Genomic DNA, 22,828 nt, shown 5'->3' with positions numbered 1-22,828 from the left:
GCCGGTTATTATCGATTGCCAATCACGCGAGAAACCGTTAGCTATTGCGTTGGGGGAAAAACGAGCGCGTAGAGAGCGTGCCCTCGAGCTTCAGCGTTTGGGGGCGTATCCGTATAGCTCCTGCCAATAGGTGGCATTCCAGTAGTACGGGTTGAGTTTCAGCAGTATATAGACGTCCTCCTTGTAGTCTGCCACGTAGTAGGGTCCGGTCGAGACGGGTTTGTCCCTCAGCAGCTTGTGAGACGGGTCGTCAACGCCGGGCACGAGGTACTTAGCCCACGCGCTCGGGTTCTTCCCGTTGTTAGAGTCAGCCAGAGCTTGCGCGTAGTTTGCTCCGAGCGCGTATTCCATGGGTATGACGCTGGCCACCGCAGTCGTCAGTACGTGGAGTATTGGCGGGTACGGGAAGTGCAGCTTGAGTCTCACGATCCCGGCAGTCTTACCCGCGTATCCGAAGAACGATAGCAGTTCCTCCAACGTCTTGACTTCACTGCCCCTCCCGTGGTACGCCGTGACAAGACCCTTGGCGAGAACCTCCTTGAACTCGTCTTCGGTCAACACCGATGACGCGTTGATGTCGATGAAGTCCGTTATCATCCACGCAGCGGAGCCGGGCAGGTTGAGCCTAGCCACTCTCCATAGGCTGAAGAGTACGTCGGTGGCGTCTATTGGATAGGTCCTATTGTTCCACGGGTCGTAGGCCACGACTCCCCCTCTTATCACTAAGTAGAGCTCGGTCGCGTCGGGGCTAAACGCCCAAGCCGCCGCTAGCTCCGGCTCGGGCTCCGTCTTCTCGAAGTAGTAGGTCACGGGCTTGCTGAGAGTCTGCCAGAATATCTCCCATCCGAAGCTCTCGTAGGATTTGGCCGGATCGAATGTGTCGGGCCAACCTATCGTGGCATAGACGAAGGTCTTCGGGTCATTCTTTATTCCGAGGACTCCGGTATCGCGCACGGGGGCATCCGGCTTCTCCCACACGAGATCGTAGCGGGCGAAGGCCGTCGGCGGATAATACATGCCAACGACCCAGCTACCATAGTTCCTGCCGCCCAGCTGCTGGCCCAACATTATCATTACCGCCTCGTTGTTGAAGATCCTGACGGCCGCGTTTATGATGGCCTCTCTAGCCTCCGGGTCTATCACGGTCCTAGAGAGCTTAACGAGAGCACTCACCGGCACATCTTTCCAGCCGGCCGCGCCTATCGTCACGAAAGCGATGGGCTTCTCCCAATTCTCCTTCGTCTTCTCATCGTCAATTACGTAGGAGACCACAAGCAGAGGCTTGTTCGTTGGCCCGGCGTAAGTGGCTCCCGACCCCTTAGGACCGACCACCACAATGAACTTCTCGGTCTCAATCGCCCTCTCGACCTTGGCCAGGTAATTGCCAACTTCGGCAGCACTAACCCCTTTATAGTATTTCAGTTCGGAGAATTCGGCTCCTCCCCACACGAATGGCATGAGGTAATTATCGGGGTCGAGATAATCTGGTATCCACCCGAGCAACGCCACGTCGTAGTCGAAGTGATCGACTTTGTCGAGGAACTGAGGCCAGTTGTAGACCTCGACTAGCACCTTGAAGCCCAACTGAGTCCACGAGTTTTGGAGCAGGGCCGCTATTTGGGCTCTGGCCGTGTTGCCCAGATTGTAGATTATCACGATGGTGTACTTCGAGGGATCAAATCCCTTCGCCCTGAGAGAGTTCATGATCTCCGTGGCCTTGGCCATGTCATAGGTGTACTTCGTTATGCCGTACTCGGTCCAGCCGAACATACCCCTCGGTACTATGGTGTAGAGGCCCGTGTAGAGGCCGCCGAAGATCTGGCTGATTATGGTATCATAGGGCACGGCGTAGGAGAGAGCCTGCCTAACCTCCGTTATGTTGAAGGGCTCTCTCATCGTGTTGAAGAGCACGTACTGAATCGTCATGCGAAGGATTGAGGGATCCACCTCGAGGATGAGCCTGTGACCGTCCACGGGGGAGCCATTGACGTCTTTCCATCTAGCCGGAGTGATCGTCGCAATGTCGCAGACTCCAGCTTTGTACATCTGGATCCGAGTCAACTCGTCGTTCGATATCAAGTAGAGGACCTGTTCGTGGATTTGTTTTGTCGGGGCCGGCGCAGGCGTCGGGGTCGGGGTGGGGGTGGGCTTGGGGGTCGTGGGGGTAGGCGTTGGAGTGGGCGAGGGTGCGGCTGGACCCTTAACCGCGATGTAGGCCGCCACGACGGCAGCGATTATGACCACAGCCGCTATGGCGATTATGGTCGCCTGAGATATTCCTCTAGATCTTTGTTTCAACATGTGCGTTTACCCCTCTTCTTACCCTGGCGAATGTCCCGGCGTATCTTTAAAGCTTCCTCTCGTCTCTTCTCTCAGTAGAAAAGTAGAGAGCGCGGGCCTCTCCTGTCGCGCAAGAGGCCCTCTCCGCTTTTCTCGCTACGAGAGAGATTGCGACTTGAAACTTGGAGCTCCCCCGACGCGGCCCTCAAAAACGCTAATAAGTCTTTACCGAGCTCCGCGATTGATAGAGATCTGCGCAACGAAGTGTTACCTGCAAAAGCTCAGCCGCGGGCGTTGGGGGCTTGACCGAGAAGAGAGCGAGATTCCCTCTTGAGGTGGAGTTCGAAGAGATCGTGAAGACTCTAGAGAGCTTCGGCGCTAGATGGGCCGTGATAGGGACGTCTTGCACAGAGGACACGATCGAGATTGAAGTAATAGGCCGGAAAGGCTTCGTTTATCTGCCGTGTTGGTTGCCTAAGGCCTTCAGGAAAGAGCTGGAGCAGCTGCTCAGCAGATATGGGGGGGAGCACGGCGAAAAGCTCCTTCCGTGAGAGGTTGAGTTCTTGAAGATCTTCGAGAGGGCTTACGGGGCCCTCCTCGGCAGGGTCGGGAGGGGCTTCCTCTTCGCGAGCGGCGCCACGCTGGTGGCTGCCAGCGTTCTGCGCTCGACTCTGGCTTACGGGGTCGAGCTCGCATCGCTCTCGGTGGCTCTGCTCGCTGGAGGCGGGAGAATTATTACACTCAATAGAGCGCTCAAGATAGCCCTGCCCTTAGCGGCCATAGCCTCTGCAGTCGAATTGTTCCTCGGGTTGGAGACTCTACGAGGCTATCTTCTGGCGGCTAATCTGGCCTCCATCGTTATCTTGTCCGTGAATTGTAGCACTCCCGCCTTCGTCTCGCCCAGCGCCATGGGCGCTCTGATCTTCGCGAGCAAAGGTGAGGCGCTCTACGCAGCTCTGAGCCTGCTCCTGGCGCCGCTCCCCCTCGTGGTCAGATGGGGGGTAGCGAGGCTCTCGGGCCTGCCGGCCGCCCTGTGCCTGTTCTCGGGCTACCTGAGGTCCGTCGTGATCGAAGACGCCTCTCTCTTCGAGAGGGAGTGCGGGCCTCTTCTGTCGCGCAAGAAGCTCTCCATCCATATTTTCTCGCTACGAGGAACGTCGAGAGAGCTCCTGCTCCTCGTCTCCGACGTGCATCCCGGGCCCTTCGCTGGAGTGGGCGGAGCACTATTAGTCGATGCTCTGATCCGAGAGGCTAAATCGTCGGGGCGCTCCGTCATCTTCCTCCACGGCATCGGAAGTCACGAGAACGACCCCATATCGCGGCGTCAAGTCCACGCGCTCGTGGAGAAAATATTCGAGCGCGCGGCATCGCTTGAGCATTCGAAGACGCGCGCCTTGAGGCCTCTCGACATAGTCGAGGGGAAGGCGCGCGTCTTCGCCTTGCACCTCGGAGTCGGGCCTCCGCTGGCCGTGGTTAGCAGAGCCGGGAAAGGCATGGACGATGTACCCAGCGACGCGCCCCTCGTTGGATCGAGGGGCGGACTCGTCGTGGTCGAAGCACAGAACGGCCTGGGCGTCGAGGTCGATGAGGAGCTGCTCGGCGACATCGCCAGGGGCATCGAGAGGATCAGGGCCTCGCTATCTCCCTGCTCTACTTTCAGGGCAGGCTTCTCCGAGGTGCCCACCGAAGCCGTAGACCCGCTCGGAAGAGAGCTAGGGCCGGCCGGGATCTCGGCGCTCGCGCTCGAATGCGGTGACATTAGAGCTGGCCTCGTGGTAATTGACGGGAATAACCTCGACAGAGGGGTCTACGATCGAATAGTGGATAGGCTCAAACCCTTAGTCGACGTAGTCGAGGTGGTCACGACGGATAATCACGCTAGAGTCGGGTGGGGAGGGAAAAGAGGGTATAGAGTAGTGGGCGAGACCATCGATGCAAAGACCCTCTCTTCAGCTTGCGAGACTGCTCTCTCTCGAGCGCTAAGCTCCCTCAGCGATGTCGAGGCGGCGTACTCCGTGCTCGAGATCGAGATGGAGGTGCTCGGTGAAAGAGGTTACGAGCTCTTGGCGCGCGTAGCGGCCAAGTGGAAGGCGGTGGCGCTATTCTTGATGACGTTGAGCGCGGCCACGCTCGTGCCGGCGATCTGGGCTCGCTGAGCTCTTCGGTCAAGCTAATTAGCGGAGGGGGAAAGAGGCGTCGCGAGCAGGGGCGAGCTTAACTGACGCGGGGAGAGGCTTGAGGCTGGAGACTCTCCGCTCTCTCGAGGAGGCCATAGAGAGGTACAACAGATACAGAGCGCCAGAGGCGCGAGCAGAGCTGTTATCGTCGTCCGGGAACAGAGCAGAAGTGCTGTTCAGCGGACCTTTCTGCAGGACGTGTGGCGTAACTGACTGGATCGAGGATCTAGTATTCGTGCTCTCGGAGCTCGGCGTTAAAGCGAGGCTCGTAGAGATACGCGGCTCGTTAGAAGATGAGAGCCTCGTCGGATTATTCGAGATAGAGGAGAGCTGAGCCTCCCCGCCCCATCTGCTATTGGCCTTGAGGGTCGTCGATTCACGTCCTCTCCAACGAGTTGAGCGAGCTGATGTGGTTCCCGAGACTCCCTGGCGTCCTATGTCCTTTGCGTCTTTTCCCCGCAGTAGCGGGGGAAAGAGCGAGACCTTATCGCTCTACGCCACGGCTCCTCTACATGCTCTCTTAGGGAGCTAGCGAAGGCCAAGTAAAATTGCGATGGCGTTTACGCTCGGCCGAACACTGTACAAACCAATTTTGAATATGTATATTATTCCCATTAAAATAGACTATAAGTATACTCAAAATATATAGTTAGCATGAGCAGATTTAATAAAGCTGGGCACCCTATACTAATTAAAGGTAATCTGTCTCTCCAACTCTCATCCTCTCCGCCCCGAATCTTCACCCTATAAGCCTACCTACGCGAAGACCGGGCACTCTCTCGAGGTGATGCACGAGGTGATAGCACATGAGAGGGGCAGCGAGGGCGCTCTCCATCGTAGCTCTGGGAGCACTGACCTCGACTATGTACTACGCGGTCTCTCGGGAGCGTCTGAGAGAGCTCGGAGGACCCTTCGAGTACTTCGTTTACCTGGCCGGACTGGAGTACCTGAGCGTCTCCCTGGTAGCGCTCGGCATTAAGCTCGCGACTACCGGTGAAACTAGAAGGCTCGCCGGGCTCTTGGGGGCGGCGACCGCCGCCTTCTATCTCGCATCGCTGTCAACGAGCAATTTGATGTCCTCCCTCGTCGCTCTCTTCCTCGTAAACGTGGCCTGGAGCTTCCTTCTCGCAATTACGCTCCCGGACGCTTACCGCTTGGTTGTTGGAGGCAGAGGGGGGCTTCCGCGACTGAGCGCCGCCATATGCGCGGGCTCTGTTGCTTCGATAGCGCTACTGAGTCTTCCCCGAGGAGTCGCGTTCCCGCAGCACGCGGCCTTAGCCTCGGCGTTCCTCCTAATGGGGGCTCTCGCGCCTAGCGACGCTGAGAACCGCGAATATGAGGTTCGACGATCAGGTTCGCCATTGACAACGCCGCCTAGAGCTATTGCAGCGAGCAGCGCTCTTTCGTTCACGCTTACGCTGTGGCTGGTGGACAGCGGTGAATTAGCCCACTACGCTCTGATATCGCGCTGGGGGCCGCTGGCCGTAGCGGTGGCCCACGCGTCGGCGCTCGCGATCTCGCTGCTGCTCCAAGGCTTCCTCTACTCTCGTCGCGGAGGAGCGCCGGCTGCTCTGCTGATTTCGGCCCTCGCCGTGGCCTCGGGCGCGGGAGTCGGGGGCCTGATCCTCTCGGTCTCTCTATTGGGGTTGGCGCTTCAGCTCGACGCGTTGGTAGTAAGCCTCGCCAAGAGCTTGGGCGAGCACCGCGTGGCGAGCGTGCTAGCCGCCAACTACCTCGCTCAGGGGCTCGCGGGCTTGACGGCGTTGGCGTTGACCCTCCTCGGTCTACCTCTAAAGCCTCTTCTACTGCTGAGCTACGCGGTGTTGCTCACGACGCTCGCGAGACTGCGAGAGTTCGAGAGAGCGAGGCATTCGGCCTCTCGCGCCTCTTGGGAGAGGGGAGGGGAAATCCTCGCCCGAGTCGCCGGCCCGGGGAGTTTTCTCGCGCCCTCCATTTCGTTGAGTCCACCGCCGCACTTCGATGTCGAGTCTCTGAGGAAGCCGCGTCAACGTCGTCTCACCTACTCGATGTCAAAAGCCTGCTTTTGACTCCGACGAGTAGAGCCGGGTCGTCCGTGGCCATTCCGTCGACTCCCGCATCGTAGAGTTTGAGTGCGAGCTCGGCAGAGTTAACGGTCCATGCGACGACCTTAAGGCGCATTTTCTTCGCGAAAGAGACCATCCTCGGAGAGACTAGATTATAACGCGGCAGGAGTATTTCGCAGCCGACAGCTCGACAGACCCGGACCGCCTCTAGCGGCTTAGCGTAGATTAGACCGCGCGGTATCGATGGAGCTAAAATGCGAGCTCTCTCGAGCGCCTCCGGGGCGAAGCTGATTAACGCGGTCCACTTCTCGGCGCCGAGCCTCTTTATCACCTCGAGTGAGCTCTCCACTGCCTCGAGCGTCTTGAGCTCCGCGAGCACGCCCGCTCTTCCAGCTAGCCTCCCTAATAGTTCCTCGAGCGTCGGTACCGGTTGACCCCTTACTCTGTAAGATCTGAGCTCGTGCTCCGTGAGGTCGGCGATTCTCGCCCCGATTCCCACGAGCCTAGAGAGGTCTTCATCGTGGAACACGACCGGGGTGCCATCCCTCGTGAGCCTAATGTCGCATTCTATCAGATCCGCCCCAAGCTGGAGGGCCTTCTCGAAAGAGGCCACGGTGTTCTCGGGCTCGTACGCTGGAGCTCCTCTGTGGCCCACCACGGCAAAGGGCCTGGTCTCGAGAGCTCTCATTACAGAGCTCATAGTCTCACCATTGCGACGAAACTCCCGCGCTGCACGCCGAGGCTTCGAGCGACTACGTCGCACTTCGCCACTAGCAGGTGGAAGACTGGTCTGCCCACATGGATCTCGGTCAAGTACTCGTAGTGAGACATCCCTTTGGCCACGACGATGTTGCACGAGCGGAGCTCCTCGAGGAATTCGGCCGAAACCTCGTCGAGGTGTACGCTCGATGCGTTAGTCCCCGTCTCGACGACGGTGGGGAAGAGGCTCTTGAGAGGCGTCTCTTTGACGTCGTTTATCGTGACGTCGTTCTGAAAGCCGGGCTCGCTCTTGACCGCCGCGACGACCTCGCAGCCTAGCTTAGTCATCTCCTCCACTAGCAGCGAGTCGAAAACCGCTTCGCCGGCGTTATCGAGCAGATATAGTACCTTGAGTCCCCGAGAGACCAATCGATAGAGCTCCGGCACGTGATCTATCTCGAGCTCCGAGACCTCGACCTCATTGGGCTCGATCCACGAAGGCTCGTGGCCCGCGACCCCCGAGTCTAAGAGATTCCCCGCTAACGCTACTCGGACCGCCGCGGCGAATCTCTTCTCACCTCGGAGCGTCTCCAATCGCGCCGAGTAGGCGCCAAGACGCAAGAGGGCCTCTCTTATGGACTCGCGCTTGCGGGCTCTGTGGCTTTCCACCACACAGGGAGCCAACGAGATCAGCTCTCTATAGAGCTTGGTGGCCAGCTTGGTCAACTCGCTCTCGCTCTCGAAGATCGCTGCGGCTCTGCGGAGAAAGAGTGAGACGAGCGAGGGGAGGGCTCCGTCGCGCTCTGCGCACTCAATCAGCTCCCTCAGCCTCACAGACAAGAGGCATCCAAAGCACTGAGGATTCACTCGCATAGCGACGCTGCAGCCCGACTCGTTGAGTCCGTGCACTTACTTTTAACGCCTATCTTCCCTTCGCTTCCTGACTGAGAGTCCGAAGAGCTCAAAAAGGCTCCTAGCTTCTATCCGCGGGGAGCGAGCGAGATGTCGCCAACCTCGAGGAGAGGAGCCATCTCTAGCCTCGCGCTCGTCGGACAGACCGAGCGGGGGGCTCTTGCGCGACGCGTGCTCTCCCACACGGTCAAAGTGTCAATAGGCGTAGCTCTGCTCACGCTGGGAGCTAAGGCTCGCTTCGTGTTGCCGTTCACGCCGATCCCCTTCACGCTACAGACGATGGCTCTAGTACTCCTGGTGCTAGCCCTCGGCAGACACGCCCTGCCCGCGAGCCTCGCCTATCTCGCCGCGGGCTTGGCCGGCGCGCCGATCTTTGCCTACGGCGGTGGCCTGGGATACGCGGCCTCGCCCACTTTCGGCTACATCATAGGCTTCGTCGCCGCTTCTGCGCTCGGCCTAGTAGGCGCTAAGATGAGGAGTCCGCTGAGGCTCTTGCTCCTCGCCATGGCGGTCAACGTTGTCGTCTACGCGCTCGGCTGGGGGTGGCTGACTGCTTACATGTATTTGATCTCGGGGCGCAACCTCGTTGAGGCCGCTCGTGTCGCGGCGGTCGAGGGCGTGGTACCATTCGTGGCGTGGGATGCATTGAAAGCTCTCGTGGCCGCGCAGGTCTACGTAGCAATATTAAGGGTGGGCGCGCGAGCCGAGCGCCTGATTAAAAGAGTGTTACTGGTAAGATTTGCGCGCTCGCGATAAGAGGACGGAGGATGACCGCTTGAGCTCCGGGCGAGGTGCATCTCGTGCGCCGATGGGGCTAGGCTGGCTCGGGCGCCCGCTTCTCAGAGCATCGCAGAGAGAGGACCTTCTCCCCGACGCCTGGTACAACATAGTTCCCGACCTCCCGAGGCCTCTACCCCCACTTTTGAAGCCTAACGGCGATATCGTGCGACCGAGAGAGCTTGAGAGACTCTTCGCTAAGGAGCTGGTCTCCCAGGAGTTCAGCGATAGTAGAAGCATCGCTATCCCGAGCGAGGTGCGCCAGTGCCTGCTAGAGCTCGGCAGACCCACTCCTCTCCTCAGGGCGACCAGGCTCGAGAAATTCCTGGACACCCCGGCCAAGATCTTCTACAAGTACGAGGGCGTGCTGCCGACCGGCAGCCACAAGATAAACACAGCCGTGCCCCAGGCGTTCTACAACGCGGCCGAGGGCGTGGAGAGACTCGTCACCGAGACGGGGGCAGGTCAGTGGGGCTCCGCCCTAAGCTTAGCCGGGGCCCTCTTCGGGGTGAAAGTGAGAGTCTACATGGTGAGGAGCAGCTACGAGCAGAAGCCGTATAGGCGCGTGTTGATGGAAGTCTACGGCGCCGAGGTCTTACCGAGTCCAAGCGAGAAGACCAGCTTCGGTCGGAGCCTACTAGCCAGCGACCCAAATCACCCCGGCTCGCTGGGGATCGCCATAGCTGAGGCCATCGAAGACGTACTGAGCGACGAGAGAGCGAGATATTCGCTAGGCTCGGTGCTCAATCACGTTCTCCTACATCAAACAGTCATTGGGCTGGAAGCCGCGGCTCAGATGACGGAGTTAGGCGAGTACCCCGATTACGTGGTCGGCTGCGTGGGAGGCGGCTCTAACTTCGCCGGCTTGGCCTACCCGTTCATGCGCGAGAGGCTCTCGGGCAAGAGCGACACGCGCTTCGTGGCCGTGGAGCCTAAGGCCTGCCCGAGCATGACCCGCGGCGTCTACGCCTACGATCACGGCGACTCGGCCGGTCTCACTCCGCTCATTAAGATGCACACCCTCGGTCACAAATACAGGGTGCCTCCCCTTCACGCCGGTGGGCTGAGGTATCACGGCGTGGCGCCCACGCTCTCCGTGCTCGTGGAGGAGGGCTACGTTAAGCCTGTCGCTTATCATCAGACCGAGGTTTTTGAGGCAGCCGTGACCTTCGCTAGATGCGAGGGCATAGTTCCCGCGCCCGAGAGCGCTCATGCCGTGAAGGCCGTCATAGATATTGCGCTAAGAGCGAAGCACGATAGAGAGAGCGTCTCCGTGCTCTTTAACCTGAGCGGCCACGGCCTCTTGGACCTGAGCGGGTATAACGACTTCGCCTCAGGGAGGCTCGCGGACTTCGAGCCGAGTGAGATAGACCTGAGCTACCTCCCAAAATTGCCGGGTTAGTCTATTCTAATCTAACGTCTTTTTTATCTAAATAGTTAGATAAATTTTTCACCTAGATAATTTATAGTTTTAATTTTGACTTTCAAATTGTAAAGCATATTCATGTTATAACATGATAGCTAGAAGATTTAAACCTAACAAAATGTTTTGAGCTCATTTTCCGCATGACGCCTCATATAAGCTCTACATGTGTGCTAGTTATTATGCACAGATGTACGCGAAGTCAGGTGAACCGGCCTTGGAGAAGAGATTCGAGACGTTGATCATCTCCGACGAAGAAGTCAGATCTCTCGTTAGCGTAGAGGACGCAATGGAACCCGTGGAGACGGCCTTCAGGGAGAAGGCTCTGGGGCGCGCGCAGATGCCGCCCAAGGTCTACCTGTTTTATCGCAAATATGACGGCGACCTAAGAGTTATGCCATCGTACCTAGAGGAGCTGGAGGTGTCGGCGGTTAAGATCGTCAATGTACACGTGAACAACAGAAGGCTCGGTCTGCCGACCGTTATGGCAGTAGTGGTGCTCGTTGAGCCGGCCACGGGCTTTCCGCTCTGCATCATGGGGGGCAGTTGGCTCACAGCCGTGAGGACCGGGGCGGCTGGCGGCGTAGCCGCTAAATACCTCGCCAGGCCGGACTCGGAGGTCCTCGCGTTCATTGGAGCGGGGACGCAGGCGAGGACCCAGCTCGAGGCTCTGAGGCTCGTGCTGAGAGAGCTGCGTGAGGTGAGAGTCTACGACGTCTCAAAGGAAGCCGCAGAGAAGTTCTCTTCGTTCGCGTCGACCATAGCTGAAGGAGCGCGCGTCGTGATTTGTGATTCCCCGAGAGCGGCGGTGGAAGAGGCCGACCTCGTGGTCACCGCCACTCCTTCGAGAAAGCCCATCGTGAGCGACGAGTGGGTTAGAAAGGGCACGCACTTCAACTGCGTAGGAGCCGATGCGCCCGGCAAGCAGGAGCTAGACCCGAGGATTCTCCTCCGCGCTAAGATAGTAGTCGACGATGTAGAGCAGGCCATCCACAGCGGCGAGATAAACGTGCCGTTCTCCGAGGGGATCCTGCGTCGTGAGCACATCTACGGGGAGCTCGGTGAGGTAGTTGCCGGTTTAAAGCGCGGTCGCGAGAGCGAGGACGAGATAACGGTCTTCGCCTCGACGGGCCTGGCCGTGCAGGACGCCGTGACTGCCAAGCTAGTTTACGATAGAGCGAGAAGCAGGGGTCTCGGCAGAGCTCTTAGGCTCGTCGTTTGAGAGATCGCAATACACAAAGCCTTTCGAGCTGAAGAGGTCGCCGAGGGGGATTTGTCTCGCCCACGCGTCTGCTCTTCCAAGAGGACAGCTATCTGAGAGAGTTCGAGGCGAAGGTCCTCTCCCTAGAGGGCAACGCGGTAGTGCTCGATGAGACGGTATTCCACCCGAGACCACACGGAGGCTTAGACTGCGACGTCGGCGAGTTACGCTCGGAGAGGGGCGCGGCCAAGGTGTTCGAAGCAATAGCAAGAGGCGAAGACGTGCTCCACGTGGTCGACAGACCGGAGCTCTTCGAGCCGGGGCAGAAGGTGCGAGGTCTCATAGACTGGGACAGAAGATACAAGATGATGAGGCTCCACACGGCGGCGCACATCTTCATTTCGATTCTCCACGGAAGGTACGGAGCCCTCGTGACCGGGGGACATGTTTCGCCGGATTACTCGAGAGACGACTTCGACTTGGAGCTCGAGGACTGGAGGGCTGCCGTGAAGGACGCCATCGAAGAAGTCAACGAGGTGGCGGCTAAATGCGTCGACGTGCTCGTGAAATGGGTGAGCAGAGAGGAAGCTCTCGCCATGCCCGGGATCGTCAAGCTGGCCGAGAGGCTGCCTCCCAACGTCGATAAGCTCAGGCTGGTCGAGATACCGGGAATAGACGTACAAGCCGATGGAGGGCCCCACGTTCGCAACACTTGCGAGGTGGGCGAGATCGTTCTCCTCAAGACAGAGAGCCGCGGGAGGAGGAGAAAGAGGGTGTACTACACTTTGAAGGAGCTCGCCGACGTAGTTAAAGTGTAAACGCAAACGCCGCTCATCATCGCGTAGAGATCGAGGAAATCGAGTAACAGAGCTCCTAGGGGAATTCGTTGACCAATTAAAGGTCAAACCGGAGCGCCCGTTTGACTAAGCGCCGACTCTCGAGGCCTTCCCGGGAAAACAGCCGAGTAGATTTACGCCCTCTCGATAGTTATCGCTCCGACCGGGCAAAGCTCCGCCGCACGCTTCGCGCAATCGTAAAGCTCGGCGCTTATCTCGCCTACAGAGATCGTTTCCGTCGTATCGACGCTGAAGGTATCCACGACTTTATTCTTGCCGGTGTCTCGGCCGAGCTCGAAAACCTGAGGACATACGGCCGGGGCGACTCCGCACGAGATGCAACGCTCTCTCTCGACGATTACTCTATACTTCTCGCTCATGCTCTCATCCGAGTACAGAGATCCGTATCGAAGCGTTAATATCTATTATGGGCTTGTTAAGATTTCTAACGCGAGCGACGCGGCGGAGAGCTTAAATAACCTCGCGCGCTAGTGCGCACTGAGCGACCGTTAGCGAGGAGGATCCTGATTGTTGGAGAGCTCGTGAGGGTCTTCGATACGACCCTCCGCGACGGAGATCAGATGCCCGGAGTTGAGTTATCGTTAGAAGACAAGATCGATATCGTGAAGCTTCTCGACGAAGTCGGCGTCGACGTCATAGAAGCCGGTTTCCCCGCCTCTTCGAGAATAGACTTCGAGACGATAAAGCTCGCGGTCAGGGAGGTCGGGTCGGCCCGTGTAGCGGCCCTGGCCAGATGCTCTAAGCGCGACATAGAGGAAGCCGCCGCCTCCGAGGCTCAGATAATCCACGTCTTCATAGCAACGAGCGACATCCACTTGAGGTATAAGCTCAACATAAGCAGAGAACAGGTAATCGAGAGCGTTATTTCCTCGATCGATCTCGTTAGAGAACTCGGGGCCGAGGCGCTGTTTTCGGCCGAAGACGCCACTAGGAGCGATAAGGACTTCCTTGTGAAGGTCTACAGAGCCGCGGTGAGCGCAGGAGCCCGCTATATTAACATCCCCGACACGGTGGGAGTGGCGACTCCGTGGACCTTCATGAAACTCGTGAGGAGGATAGCGTCGGCTCTGCCTCCCGGGGTTAAAATCGACGTCCACTGCCACAACGACTTTGGAATGGCCACGGCGAATTCTCTCGCTGCGATCGAGGAGGGCGCTGACGGAGTTCAAGTGACTGTCAATGGGTTCGGCGAGAGGTCCGGCAACGCTCCGCTCGAAGAGGTGGTGGCCGCATTGCACTTCCTGATGGGAAGAAAGACTAGGGTCAAGCTCGAGAGACTCACAGAGGTCTCGAGGTTCGTGGCCGAGAAGTTCGGGGTCTCGCTACAGCCTCACAAGCCGATCGTTGGTATCAACGCGTTCGCTCACGAGTCCGGAATACACGTACACGGCGTCCTCAGCAATCCGCTCACCTATGAGCCAATAAGACCCGAGGACGTGGGGAACAAGCGCAGAATAGTGCTGGGGAGACACAGCGGGCGCCATTCTGTGAGCTGGGCGCTCGAGCAAATGGGGATAAAGCCCGAGCCTTCTCTCGTCGCCTTCGTGCTCGAAAGAATCAAAGAGGTGGCGCCTAGAATGAAGAAGGTGCCCGAGGAGCAGATATCGCGCTGGGTCGAAGAGTACTTCGCCCGGGGGGTCGCGTTGAATGCCTCTGGTCGTAGTAATACCGGGTGACGGGGTAGGACCGGAAATAACTCGTGCCGCCCTCAGAGTGTTGGAGGCGGCCAAGAGTCATTTCGGCTTCGACCTAAACGTGGTCGAGGCCCTGGCCGGCGATGCAGCTCTGAGAGCGAGAGGAGAGGCTCTGCCCCAAGAGACGCTCAGGCTCTGTCGGGAAGCTGAGGCCATACTCAAGGGCCCTGTCGGCGAGAGCGCTTTCGAGGCGGTCGTGAGGCTTAGGCAAATCCTCGACCTCTACGCTAACATTAGACCCGCGAAGAGTATGCCGGGAGTCAGAGCACTGAAGCCCATAGATTTGGTGATAGTCAGAGAGAACGTCGAAGACGTGTACGTTGGAGCCGAGTACAGAATAGGGGACGTGGCGATAGCGCTCAAAGTCATAACCGCCGGCGGAACAGCGCGCGTGGCTAGAGTGGCGGCGAAGTTTGCCAAGAGGCGGCGCGGACGCGTCACTGTGGTCCACAAAGCGAACGTCCTGAGAGCGACTGATGGGCTTTTCCGCGATACCGCTAAGAGGGTGCTCGAGGGAGAAGGGGTCGAGGTAGATGAGATCTACGTCGATACGGCAGCCATGGAGCTAGTGAGGAGCCCCTCCAAGTTCGACGTCATGTTAACGCCGAACCAATACGGTGACATCTTGAGCGACTTAGCTGCTCAGATCGCCGGCGGCATAGGACTGGCTCCCTCGGCGAACATCGGAGACACGAGAGCCCTCTTTGAGCCTGTCCACGGAGCCGCATGGGATATAGCGGGGCGAGGGGTAGCTAATCCTACCGCGATGATCTTATCGACCGCGATGATGCTCGAGTGGTTGGGCTTCGCCAGCGCGTCGAGGGCCGTGTGGGCAGCCGTCGAGAGAGTCCTATCATTAGGGATCTCGACACCCGACTTAGGGGGCTCGGCTAGCACGGCCGAGTTCGCTGAGAAGGTCGCCGCTGCGGTGAGTGCTTTTGCGTAGCTTAGCCCTCTCGATCCTCTCGTCCCATAGCGGCGATCGTAGGGTGGAGCCCGGCGACTTGGTGGTCGCCCGAGTGGACGCGGTCCTGCTCAACGACGTAACTGGGCCCCTCGCGCTTGACGTATTGGAGGAGACGGGCGCACTCGAGGCTCGACGCGATAGGGGGCCCAGGGTCTACGTCGTGTTCGACCACTACGCTCCAGCTCACAACTGGGATGCAGCCAAAAACCACAGAAGACTGCGCTCGCTTTCGAGGATCTGGGGCGCTCGCCTATACGACGTGGGGGCAGGCGTGGCCCACCAACTTTTGGCTGAGGGGGAGGTGAGGCCCGGCGAGCTCGTCGTGGGAGCTGACAGCCACACGATCACATATGGCGCTCTGGCCTCCTTCGCGACGGGCGTGGGGAGCTCCGAGGCCGCCTACGCAGCTGTGACCGGAGAGCTGTGGTTCAGAGCTCCCGAGCCTCTCTTCGTTGAGCTGCGGGGATCCTTCGGGCCGGCAGTGTGTGGCAAAGACTTAGCGCTCTACCTGCTCGGGCTCCTCGGACCGGAGGGGGCGCTCTACAGGTCGATCGAGTTCTTCGGAGATTCTCTGAGAGAGATGAAAATGCACGATAGACTCACCGTCTCAAACATGATGGTGGAGGCCGGCGCGAAGACGGCCATGTTCCCGCTCGATGAGGAGCTGATGAGATATCTGCGAGAGCTCGGGGTCCATGAAGAGTGGTCGGCCGAACTGAGGTTCGAGGGAGGTTCTCGCGATATATCCGTCGAACTTGGAGAGCTCGCCCCCATGGTGGCCGCTCCTCCCTCCCCGACCAACGTCAAGCCGGTCGAGGAGCTCGAGGGGATAGAGGTGGACTACGTCTTCATCGGTAGCTGCACCAACGGACGTTTCGAGGATTTAGCGGCAGCCGCCCGCTTACTCAAGGGCAGGAGAGTGAGAGCCAGACTCTTGGTGATCCCCGCCTCCGCCAGAACTCTCTCCCTCTTGAGCAAGGAGGGGCTCCTCGACATATTTTTGGGAGCTGGAGCCGTGATTGGCGTGCCCGGCTGCGGTCCCTGCTTCGGAGCGCACATGGGAGTAGCGAGCGAGGGAGAAGTTGTAATTTCTACTGCCAATAGGAACTTCCCGGGGCGAATGGGTCCCCCGAGCGCTCGCGTCTACTTGGCGTCCCCGCTTACGGCGGCCGCCTCCGCCGTCGAAGGTAGGCTCGTGGATCCCAGGAGGCTTCTGAGGTGAGCCGCGTTGAGGGTTAGAGGCTGGGCCCTAGTCGTGGGCGACAACATAGACACGGATACGATAATACCGGCCAGGCATCTTCATAGAGCCGACCCGAGCTGGCTAGCCGAGCACGTCTTCGAGGATGCGCCAATGATAAGGAGCGCGTTGCTCTCGCTACATAAGCCTGTCATTATAATCGCGGGGAGAGGCTTCGGCTACGGAAGCAGTAGAGAGCAAGCGGTCCTGGCTCTCAAAGCGGCCGGCGTAGGGGCCGTGATCGCCAGGAGCTTCCACAGAATATTCTTCAGGAATGCTCTCAATAACGGGCTCCCGGCCCTCGAGGCATTAATCGAGGAGGCGGAGACGGGGGCCGAGGTCTCGGTGGACCTCTCGACGGGCACGATATTTATTGGCCCTAAAGAGTTCAGGGCGAAGCCTCTCCCGCAGCAGCTACTTAGGATTCTCGAGGCGGGGGGAATAAAGGAGGAGCTCAGGAGAATGGCGCAGAGAATGGCGAAGCGGGCCTAGGTTGGCGGCCTCAGCGCTATCACCGTAGTCTTCTCGGGGAGATTGTTCGAGTTCACCTCAAGCTCCGAGCTTCCGAGCCTAGCGAAGGGCCACTTGCTCAGCGCGGCGAACTCCTCGAGCCCGCTGAGCGGCAGATTAAGGCCTGTTACTTTATAGTGCATCGGCACGGCAATTTTGGGCTCGAGTAGCTCTATCACGCGAACGGCTTCTCTTGGCCCGATCGTGAACGTGCCTCCGACGGGTACGAAGAGCACCCCCACCCCTCTGAGCTCCTCGACGAGCTCTGGGGACGGGACGTGACCCAAATCCCCTAAGTGTACGAAGTCCACGTCGTCCGCTCTCACCTTGTACACCACGTTGCGACCCCTCTTGGTCCCCATGCTCTCGTCGTGATAGGTCGGGAAGCCTTTCACCGAGATTTCTCCGCGTCGTATCTCCGCTGCGCGCTCCTTGATCACGAGGGCCCCGGGTCTGGCTACGAGCTCCGCGGCATTGTGGTCGAAGTGATTGTGGCTAACGATCACGATGTCCGCTTTGACATTGGGAGCCTTCAGGCCTATGCTCTTGCCATCGTGCGGATCAAACACCACGACGGTTCCGCTCGAGGTCCTCAGCTCGAAGCAAGCGTGGCCGTGCCACTTGACTCGGACCATCGAGCACCACCTCTTTCTCTCTCGAGCCTGCGCGCTTTAAGTCTCGCGAAACGCGCCCGTAGACAACCACCAAAGAATATAATAAACGACGGACGGAGCATCTTTCGAGAAGCGAACATATAAGGTGAACATATATTGGGAGCGTGACGGTAGGCAAAATAGCGCGCGACCTCTACGTGTTGAGGTGTGAGGATCACGAGAAGAGATACTTCGATGCTCTCTGGGAGATCCCAGAAGGCATAACGTACAATTCTTACCTGCTGAGGACTCGGGAGGGCTCGATGCTCTTTGACGGTTGCAGCAGGAGGCTCCTACCCGAGTTCTTGGAAGCCCTGAGAGAGCTCGTCGACTTTAGCGAGCTGAAGTTTGTCGTAGTCAATCACGCCGAGCCGGACCACTCGGGCAGCTTGCCGGAGATAATCAGCCGAGCCGAGAACGCGACAGTGCTGGGGACCGAGGTCGCGCTGGATCTGCTCGACGCGTTCTATGGTGTTAGGGAGAGGGTCTCGGTCGTCTCGGAGGAGGAGTCCATTGAGTTGGGGGGCGTGGAGCTGAGATTCCACCGCGCGCCGTGGGTCCACTGGCCCGACGCTATGGTGACCTATGTGGGAGGGTTCGACGCCTTGATAACGTGCGACTTGTTTGGGGGCTTTTCCATTCCGAGAACTCTGACCGACGTGTCTGACGAAGTGGTCGAAGAATATTTGCCCTTCGTCAGGAAGTACGTTGCCGCGGTGGTCGGCCACTATAGGGACCACTTGGCGAGAGCAGCGGAGAAGATCAGGAGGGCTTATCCGCGAGTGAGCTCGGTGCTCCCGGGCCACGGTCTCTTGTGGCTTAGATCGCCCTCGCGGATCATCGATTACTACGAGAGGTGGGCCCGCGGTGAGGCAGAGCCGGGGAAAGTGACCATCGTGTACGCGTCGATGTATGGGGCGCTCGAAGAGGCCGCGCTGGCGGTCGCCGAGGAGCTCGAGAAGAGGGGGAAAAGCGTTTCTCTCCACATCTTCAACGATGAGCTCCGAGGCGACTTGAGCGAACTGATCTCTGATGTCTCGGACTCCGAGGCTCTTGCTGTGGGGGCCGCGACCTACGAGAACGACGTGCACCCGTTGGCGCGCTGCTTCGTAGATCTCATTGCTCACAAGCTCCGCTTCGAGAGACCGGCCCTCGTCATCAGCTCGTACGGCTGGAGAGGGGCCGCCGGTCGGCTGCTAGCCGAGGCTCTCTCTAAGGCGGGATATAGAGTGGTGGACGTGGTCGAGTTCCGCGGCTCGCTGACCCCTGAGACCCGCTCGAGGCTTGTTGAAGCTGTCGACAAGCTGGTGCGCGCCGTCTCGAGCGGAGTTGAGAAGGAACTGACCAGCAACTCAAGTCGCCTCGGCGAAGCGTAGCTTATTTTCCCGCCCTCTGATGCGTCCAAAAATTTTAACTACTTACATCATTTACAGCTGAATGGTGAGCCTTTGTGAGCTTCCGCGGGAGAGTAGCCATAGTAACTGGTAGCGCCATGGGCATAGGAAAGGCGATAGCGCTGAGACTCGCGAGCGACGGAGCCAACGTAGCTCTCTACGATCTCTCGGAGAGGGTTCGCGACGTTGCAGAGGAGGTAGAAAGCGTGGCGGGAACTAGAGCCCTCGCTTTCGTGGGTGACGTGAGCGTGAGGTCTGAGGTCGAAGAAGCGGTCAACAAGGTTCTAGAGCGCTTCGGGAAAATCGACATACTCGTTAACAACGCTGGCATCTATCCCTTCAAACCTTTCGTTCAAATGAGCGAGGAGGAGTGGGACAAGGTCATGAACGTCAACCTGAAGGGCGTCTTTTATTTCACTAAGGCGGTTCTTCCGTCAATGATGAGCAACAGATACGGTAGGATCATTAATGTGTCGTCTATAGCCGGGAGCGTTATCGGCTTCCCCAATCTGGTGCACTATTGTGCGAGTAAGGCCGCCATCGTCGGCTTAACCAAAGCATTGGCTCTCGAGGTGGCCCCGTACAATATAACGGTGAACGCGATCGCCCCGGGTCCCATAGAGACTCCCGGCACGAGGACCGTATTAGTCGATGAGGAGCTAAAACTGAGCATACTTAAGCAGATCCCTCTCGGCAGACTCGGCGCGCCGGCAGACGTAGCGGAGGTCGCGGCGTTCCTCGCTTCTGAGAAAGCCGGCTTCATTACGGGTCAGCTGTTCATCGTGGACGGAGGTTACTCCGCTCATTAGAGTTCAAGCGCGATAAGATGCGGTCTTATTTGTGGCGCCGGGGGCGGGATTCGAACCCGCGCGGGCGGAGACCCACCGGCTCTCCAGGCCGGCCCCTTGGTCCGCTCGGGCACCCCGGCTCGTTGGCAGTTCTCGCGCGACCGGGATAAAATCGTGCCGCTCAGCGTAAGAGTGAGACCAATTCCTCGGCTTCTTCCAGATCCTTGAAGCTATCTATGCTTTTCCAAAGAGCTCCTGGATACCTAACAGCCACAAGCCTTCCCTCCTCGGCCAGAGCGGGAAGAAGCGTCCTCTCCACGTCGCCTCTCCGAGGGCAGAGTCCCTCCACTACGCTCTTCCTCATGGCGTATAGCCCGGCGTTTATCCAGACGTCCTTTAGCCTGGGCTTCTCGACGAAGCCTCTGACGAGTCCGCTCTCGTCTATCTGCAGGACTCCAAAGGGGCTGGGAAGCTCCACGGCCGCTATCGAGGCTCCGGCCTTAGGCTCGTTGTCGAGCGCTTCGAGCAGCTTTCTCACGTCTATGTTAGTTATGATGTCGCCATTCAAGAGGAGGAACTTCTCCGTATTCACGAGCTCTAGAGCTTTTGCTAGAGAGCCCGCCGTCCCCAGCGGCTCCTCCTCGCGCGAGTACTTGATCTCTACGCCGAAAGCGCTGCCGTCCCCGAAGTACTTCTCGATCGCCTCGGCCTTATAGCCTACGAGCAGCAGGATCCTCCTCACGTCATGCCTCCTCAGGTGCTCGAGCTGCCATTGCAAAATGGGCTTCCCACCGACCCTTATCATAGGCTTGGGTATCGCGTCGGTGAGAGGCCTGAGCCTCTTGCCGAGGCCTCCGGCGTAGATCAGGGCGAGCAAATCGCGCGACCTCGATCTTGTCTCCGGCAACGTGAGCCAAAATTTTTCCCATTAGGACCACGAGAGACTCACGAGGGCTTACGCGGAGTCTCGCCGAGAGAACGACCGAGCGTAGCGCCGCCGGGGGGACTTGAACCCCCGACGACCCGGTCTTCAGCCGGGCGCTCTCCCAGCTGAGCTACGGCGGCCTTTCTCTTCTTCTTAGAGAGCCCTTTTAACCGTAACCGCCGACCCCACTGCGGCAACAGAGAGGGCCGAGGAGAGGGTCCCTTGTCGATAATCTTAGTAGCGAGGTCCCAGGGAGTCGCGCTGGAAAAGCTCGCGGAGGCGTGCGAAATCATAGAGGCTAAAGGGCTTAGATGCGCGCCGTACATTTATGCATTGGAGCCCCCTCTCGACAAGTTCGATTTCTCTAAGGCGCGCTATGACCCGATAAGCTTGCTAGAGCGGGGGAGGAAGAGAATCGGTCTTCGTCAGTATCCTCTGCTGTTGCTGGCGAGCTCTCCGCTCGCTCCGTTGGATGGATTAGCGTGCAGCAGGGAGTTGAGAGCGTGCGCCTGCGGAGCCGAGTTGGGGAGAAAAGAGCTGGAGGAAGTGCTCGAAAAGGCGCTGCGCGCCCTCGGAGTGAGCCCTCAAATCAGCTCTATTTCGACGTAGACGTTCTCTGGGACTCTAATCCTCATTATCTGTCTCATGACCCTTTCGTCCGTGACCACGTCGATTAGCCGCTTGTGAACTCTCATCTCCCACTTCTCCCAATGCTTCGAGCCCTCCCCGTGGGGGAGCCTGAAAACCGGCACCACTATCCTCTTAATCGGCAGGGGGACGGGGCCTCTGACCTTGACTCCGGCCTTCTCGGCGATTGCTTTGATCTCTCTGGTGACGCTCTCGAGCGAGCGCACGTCGGTGCTCCAGAGCTTTATCCTCGCTATCGCCGGCAAGATTTTACTCCCTCGAAAGCTGAGCGCCATTCGCCTCGATCGCGTGCGATTAAGCTTTGACCTGAATCTCGCGTGGCTTGACGTCGAGTGTGACACCTATGCCCACGGTTTTGCCCATGTCTCTTATAGCGAATCTACCAAGGCCCGGGAAGTCGCTGAACCTCTCGATCACCATAGGCTTTATCGGAACGAACTTCGCTACCGCCGCGTCACCCTGCTTGAGGAATTGGGGGCTCTTCTCGACCTCCTTGCCAGTCCGCGGGTCGAGCTTGCTCACGAGCTCCGAAATTCTGCAGGCTACGCTAGCGGTGTGAGCGTGTATCACTGGAGTATAACCCACGGTCACGGCGGAGGGGTGCCAGACTATGAAGATTCTAGCCGTGAACTCCTCGGCCACGGTCGGTGGATTATCGAGGTGACCAGCCACGTCGCCTCTAGCCAGGTCCTGCTTACTCACGCCTCTCACGTTGAAGCCTATGTTGTCTCCGGGCTCAGCCTTCTCGATGGGCTGGTGGTGCATCTCTATGCTTCTCACTTCGCCGACCTTGCCCGGTGGCATGAAAACCACCCTATCTCCCTTCTTGAGGACCCCGCTCTCGACGCGGCCGACGGGCACGGTGCCTACGCCGCTGATGGAGTGCACAGCCTGAATGGGGATCCTAAGGGGCTTGTCGACGGGCTTGGGCGGCACCTTAAGCGCGTCCAGAGCCTCCACGAGCGTAGGACCGTTGTACCACGGCATGTTGAGGCTGCGCTCGATAAGGTTGTCGCCCAGCCAGCCGGAGACCGGTATGAAGGGGACCTTGGATATGTCGTAGCCGAGCCCGCGCATGAACTTGGAGACCGTGTCGACGATCTGCTTGTACCTCTCCTCGCTCCACGGCGGCTCGGTGACATCCATCTTGTTCACGGCCACAATAACCTGGTCTATTCCCATGGTCTTGGCGAGTATAATATGCTCCCTCGTTTGGCCCTCGGGGCTCATGCCAGCCTCGAATTCACCCCGCCTGGCCGAGACCACAAGGAGAGCCGCGTCGGCCTGGCTAGCTCCAGTTATCATGTTCTTAACGAAGTCTCTGTGGCCCGGCGCGTCGATTATGGTGAAGTAGCGATTCTTCGTCTCGAACTTCATGAAGGCCAGGTCTATAGTGAGTCCTCTCTCTCGCTCCTCCTTGAGCCTATCGAGTATCCAGGCAAACTTGAAGGACTCCTTGCCCTTCTTCTTCGCCTCCTCCTCGATCTCGGCCCACTTCTTGGGGTCAACGTAACCGAGCCTGTACAGTATGTGGCCGGTCAACGTGCTCTTGCCGTGATCCACGTGACCTATGATTACTAAATTCAAGTGAGGCTTCTCGCTCATTCGTGCACACCTCGACCGCTGGTCTATCTCACC

General features: G+C 58.7%; 23 protein-coding genes and 2 tRNA genes. 15 read left to right on the top strand and 10 right to left on the bottom strand.

The features are described from left to right. Positions 1-90 precede the first annotated feature (90 nt). Positions 91-2,301: an ABC transporter substrate-binding protein gene (locus QXU97_02570; protein MEM4035484.1), complete on the bottom strand. Its 2,211-nt coding sequence runs from the start codon at positions 2,299-2,301 to the stop codon at positions 91-93. 281 nt (positions 2,302-2,582) lie between these two features. Between QXU97_02570 and QXU97_02565 the strand changes: the two genes are divergently transcribed. The 4 genes from QXU97_02565 to QXU97_02550 all read left to right on the top strand — a co-directional run bounded on the left by QXU97_02565 (position 2,583) and on the right by QXU97_02550 (position 6,505). After that, on the top strand, positions 2,583-2,831 hold the full coding sequence (locus QXU97_02565) for a hypothetical protein (protein MEM4035483.1): 249 nt from the start codon (positions 2,583-2,585) through the stop codon (positions 2,829-2,831). A 12-nt stretch (positions 2,832-2,843) separates the two neighbouring features. After that, the gene (locus QXU97_02560; GenBank protein ID MEM4035482.1) at positions 2,844-4,436 is read left to right on the top strand and encodes a DUF2070 family protein; all 1,593 of its coding nucleotides are present in this window, start codon (positions 2,844-2,846) and stop codon (positions 4,434-4,436) included. A gap of 79 nt (positions 4,437-4,515) precedes the next feature. After that, positions 4,516-4,791: a hypothetical protein gene (locus tag QXU97_02555; protein MEM4035481.1), complete on the top strand. Its 276-nt coding sequence runs from the start codon at positions 4,516-4,518 to the stop codon at positions 4,789-4,791. A 472-nt stretch (positions 4,792-5,263) separates the two neighbouring features. Next, entirely contained in the window at positions 5,264-6,505 is a 1,242-nt protein-coding gene (locus tag QXU97_02550; GenBank protein ID MEM4035480.1) for a hypothetical protein, read from the top strand. On the opposite strand, the gene QXU97_02545 is transcribed toward QXU97_02550, so the two are convergent. Then, complete coding sequence (locus QXU97_02545; protein ID MEM4035479.1) at positions 6,474-7,202, bottom strand: glycerophosphodiester phosphodiesterase; 729 nt, start codon at positions 7,200-7,202, stop codon at positions 6,474-6,476. The genes QXU97_02550 and QXU97_02545 overlap by 32 nt on opposite strands. Further along, the gene (locus QXU97_02540) at positions 7,199-8,035 is read right to left on the bottom strand and encodes an ARMT1-like domain-containing protein (protein MEM4035478.1); all 837 of its coding nucleotides are present in this window, start codon (positions 8,033-8,035) and stop codon (positions 7,199-7,201) included. Before QXU97_02540 ends, QXU97_02545 begins: the two co-directional genes overlap by 4 nt. A 168-nt stretch (positions 8,036-8,203) precedes the next feature. On the opposite strand from QXU97_02540, the gene QXU97_02535 reads away from it, so the two are divergent. From QXU97_02535 to QXU97_02520, 4 genes are all read left to right on the top strand, one after another. Next, positions 8,204-8,869 (top strand): biotin transporter BioY, encoded by a 666-nt coding sequence (locus tag QXU97_02535; protein MEM4035477.1) that lies wholly within the window; start codon positions 8,204-8,206, stop codon positions 8,867-8,869. A gap of 19 nt (positions 8,870-8,888) precedes the next feature. Then, positions 8,889-10,292, top strand: coding sequence for a TrpB-like pyridoxal phosphate-dependent enzyme (locus tag QXU97_02530; protein ID MEM4035476.1), 1,404 nt, complete (start codon positions 8,889-8,891; stop codon positions 10,290-10,292). Positions 10,293-10,530: 238 nt separating this feature from the next. Further along, positions 10,531-11,535 (top strand): alanine dehydrogenase, encoded by a 1,005-nt coding sequence (gene ala / locus QXU97_02525; protein MEM4035475.1) that lies wholly within the window; start codon positions 10,531-10,533, stop codon positions 11,533-11,535. A gap of 68 nt (positions 11,536-11,603) precedes the next feature. Then, the gene (locus QXU97_02520) at positions 11,604-12,332 is read left to right on the top strand and encodes an alanyl-tRNA editing protein (GenBank protein MEM4035474.1); all 729 of its coding nucleotides are present in this window, start codon (positions 11,604-11,606) and stop codon (positions 12,330-12,332) included. A 152-nt stretch (positions 12,333-12,484) separates the two neighbouring features. Here QXU97_02520 and QXU97_02515 read toward each other — a convergent pair whose 3' ends face one another. Continuing rightward, positions 12,485-12,730, bottom strand: a complete 246-nt coding sequence (locus QXU97_02515; protein MEM4035473.1) for a ferredoxin — start codon at positions 12,728-12,730, stop codon at positions 12,485-12,487. A gap of 111 nt (positions 12,731-12,841) precedes the next feature. Here QXU97_02515 and QXU97_02510 point away from each other — a divergent pair, with 111 nt between their 5' ends. From QXU97_02510 to QXU97_02495, 4 genes are read left to right on the top strand one after another with little or no spacing between them, the layout of a single operon-like run. After that, positions 12,842-14,047 (top strand): hypothetical protein, encoded by a 1,206-nt coding sequence (locus QXU97_02510; GenBank protein MEM4035472.1) that lies wholly within the window; start codon positions 12,842-12,844, stop codon positions 14,045-14,047. Beyond that, a complete protein-coding gene (locus tag QXU97_02505; protein ID MEM4035471.1) occupies positions 14,019-15,011 on the top strand; it encodes an isocitrate/isopropylmalate dehydrogenase family protein in 993 nt (330 codons plus the stop codon). The genes QXU97_02510 and QXU97_02505 overlap by 29 nt, the downstream gene beginning before the upstream one ends. Further along, positions 14,998-16,254 (top strand): aconitase/3-isopropylmalate dehydratase large subunit family protein, encoded by a 1,257-nt coding sequence (locus QXU97_02500; GenBank protein ID MEM4035470.1) that lies wholly within the window; start codon positions 14,998-15,000, stop codon positions 16,252-16,254. The genes QXU97_02505 and QXU97_02500 overlap by 14 nt, the downstream gene beginning before the upstream one ends. A gap of 6 nt (positions 16,255-16,260) precedes the next feature. Next, positions 16,261-16,764, top strand: coding sequence for a 3-isopropylmalate dehydratase (locus tag QXU97_02495; protein ID MEM4035469.1), 504 nt, complete (start codon positions 16,261-16,263; stop codon positions 16,762-16,764). On the opposite strand, the gene QXU97_02490 is transcribed toward QXU97_02495, so the two are convergent. Then, on the bottom strand, positions 16,761-17,417 hold the full coding sequence (locus tag QXU97_02490) for an MBL fold metallo-hydrolase (protein ID MEM4035468.1): 657 nt from the start codon (positions 17,415-17,417) through the stop codon (positions 16,761-16,763). The two genes, QXU97_02495 and QXU97_02490, sit on opposite strands and share 4 nt — an antisense overlap. Before the next feature lie 143 nt (positions 17,418-17,560). On the opposite strand from QXU97_02490, the gene QXU97_02485 reads away from it, so the two are divergent. Next, positions 17,561-18,811, top strand: a complete 1,251-nt coding sequence (locus tag QXU97_02485) for an FprA family A-type flavoprotein (protein ID MEM4035467.1) — start codon at positions 17,561-17,563, stop codon at positions 18,809-18,811. A gap of 74 nt (positions 18,812-18,885) precedes the next feature. Beyond that, positions 18,886-19,638, top strand: coding sequence for an SDR family NAD(P)-dependent oxidoreductase (locus tag QXU97_02480; GenBank protein ID MEM4035466.1), 753 nt, complete (start codon positions 18,886-18,888; stop codon positions 19,636-19,638). Positions 19,639-19,670: 32 nt separating this feature from the next. Here the strand turns inward: QXU97_02480 and QXU97_02475 are convergent. The 3 genes from QXU97_02475 to QXU97_02465 all read right to left on the bottom strand — a co-directional run bounded on the left by QXU97_02475 (position 19,671) and on the right by QXU97_02465 (position 20,682). Next, positions 19,671-19,757 (bottom strand) — tRNA-Ser (locus tag QXU97_02475). Positions 19,758-19,798: 41 nt separating this feature from the next. Further along, positions 19,799-20,494 (bottom strand): nucleotidyltransferase family protein, encoded by a 696-nt coding sequence (locus tag QXU97_02470; GenBank protein MEM4035465.1) that lies wholly within the window; start codon positions 20,492-20,494, stop codon positions 19,799-19,801. A gap of 115 nt (positions 20,495-20,609) precedes the next feature. Then, positions 20,610-20,682 (bottom strand) — tRNA-Phe (locus QXU97_02465). Positions 20,683-20,764: 82 nt separating this feature from the next. On the opposite strand from QXU97_02465, the gene QXU97_02460 reads away from it, so the two are divergent. Further along, positions 20,765-21,151, top strand: a complete 387-nt coding sequence (locus QXU97_02460) for a hypothetical protein (protein MEM4035464.1) — start codon at positions 20,765-20,767, stop codon at positions 21,149-21,151. On the opposite strand, the gene rpsJ is transcribed toward QXU97_02460, so the two are convergent. After that, positions 21,127-21,435 (bottom strand): 30S ribosomal protein S10, encoded by a 309-nt coding sequence (gene rpsJ / locus QXU97_02455; protein ID MEM4035463.1) that lies wholly within the window; start codon positions 21,433-21,435, stop codon positions 21,127-21,129. The genes QXU97_02460 and rpsJ overlap by 25 nt on opposite strands. Positions 21,436-21,484: 49 nt before the next feature. Continuing rightward, on the bottom strand, positions 21,485-22,795 hold the full coding sequence (tuf, locus tag QXU97_02450) for a translation elongation factor EF-1 subunit alpha (protein MEM4035462.1): 1,311 nt from the start codon (positions 22,793-22,795) through the stop codon (positions 21,485-21,487). Between the last annotated feature and the right edge of the window lie 33 nt (positions 22,796-22,828).

It is taken from the genome of Fervidicoccaceae archaeon (assembly GCA_038878695.1).
Taxonomy (GTDB): Archaea; Thermoproteota; Thermoprotei_A; order Sulfolobales; family Fervidicoccaceae; genus JAVZVD01.
The sequence above is the reverse complement of the archived record's forward strand: the minus strand, read 5'-3'. Positions and strand labels throughout refer to the sequence as shown.

Bases quoted from the DNA above. Each gene is read 5' to 3' on its own strand.
- tuf (MEM4035462.1), bottom strand. From the start codon at position 22,795: ATGAGCGAGAAGCCTCACTTGAATTTAGTAATCATAGGTCACGTGGAT.
- QXU97_02505 (MEM4035471.1), top strand. From the start codon at position 14,019: ATGCCTCTGGTCGTAGTAATACCGGGTGACGGGGTAGGACCGGAAATA.
- QXU97_02550 (MEM4035480.1), top strand. From the start codon at position 5,264: ATGAGAGGGGCAGCGAGGGCGCTCTCCATCGTAGCTCTGGGAGCACTG.
- QXU97_02535 (MEM4035477.1), top strand. From the start codon at position 8,204: ATGTCGCCAACCTCGAGGAGAGGAGCCATCTCTAGCCTCGCGCTCGTC.
- QXU97_02515 (MEM4035473.1), bottom strand. From the start codon at position 12,730: ATGAGCGAGAAGTATAGAGTAATCGTCGAGAGAGAGCGTTGCATCTCG.
- QXU97_02545 (MEM4035479.1), bottom strand. From the start codon at position 7,202: ATGAGCTCTGTAATGAGAGCTCTCGAGACCAGGCCCTTTGCCGTGGTG.
- QXU97_02570 (MEM4035484.1), bottom strand. From the start codon at position 2,301: ATGTTGAAACAAAGATCTAGAGGAATATCTCAGGCGACCATAATCGCC.
- QXU97_02490 (MEM4035468.1), bottom strand. From the start codon at position 17,417: ATGGTCCGAGTCAAGTGGCACGGCCACGCTTGCTTCGAGCTGAGGACC.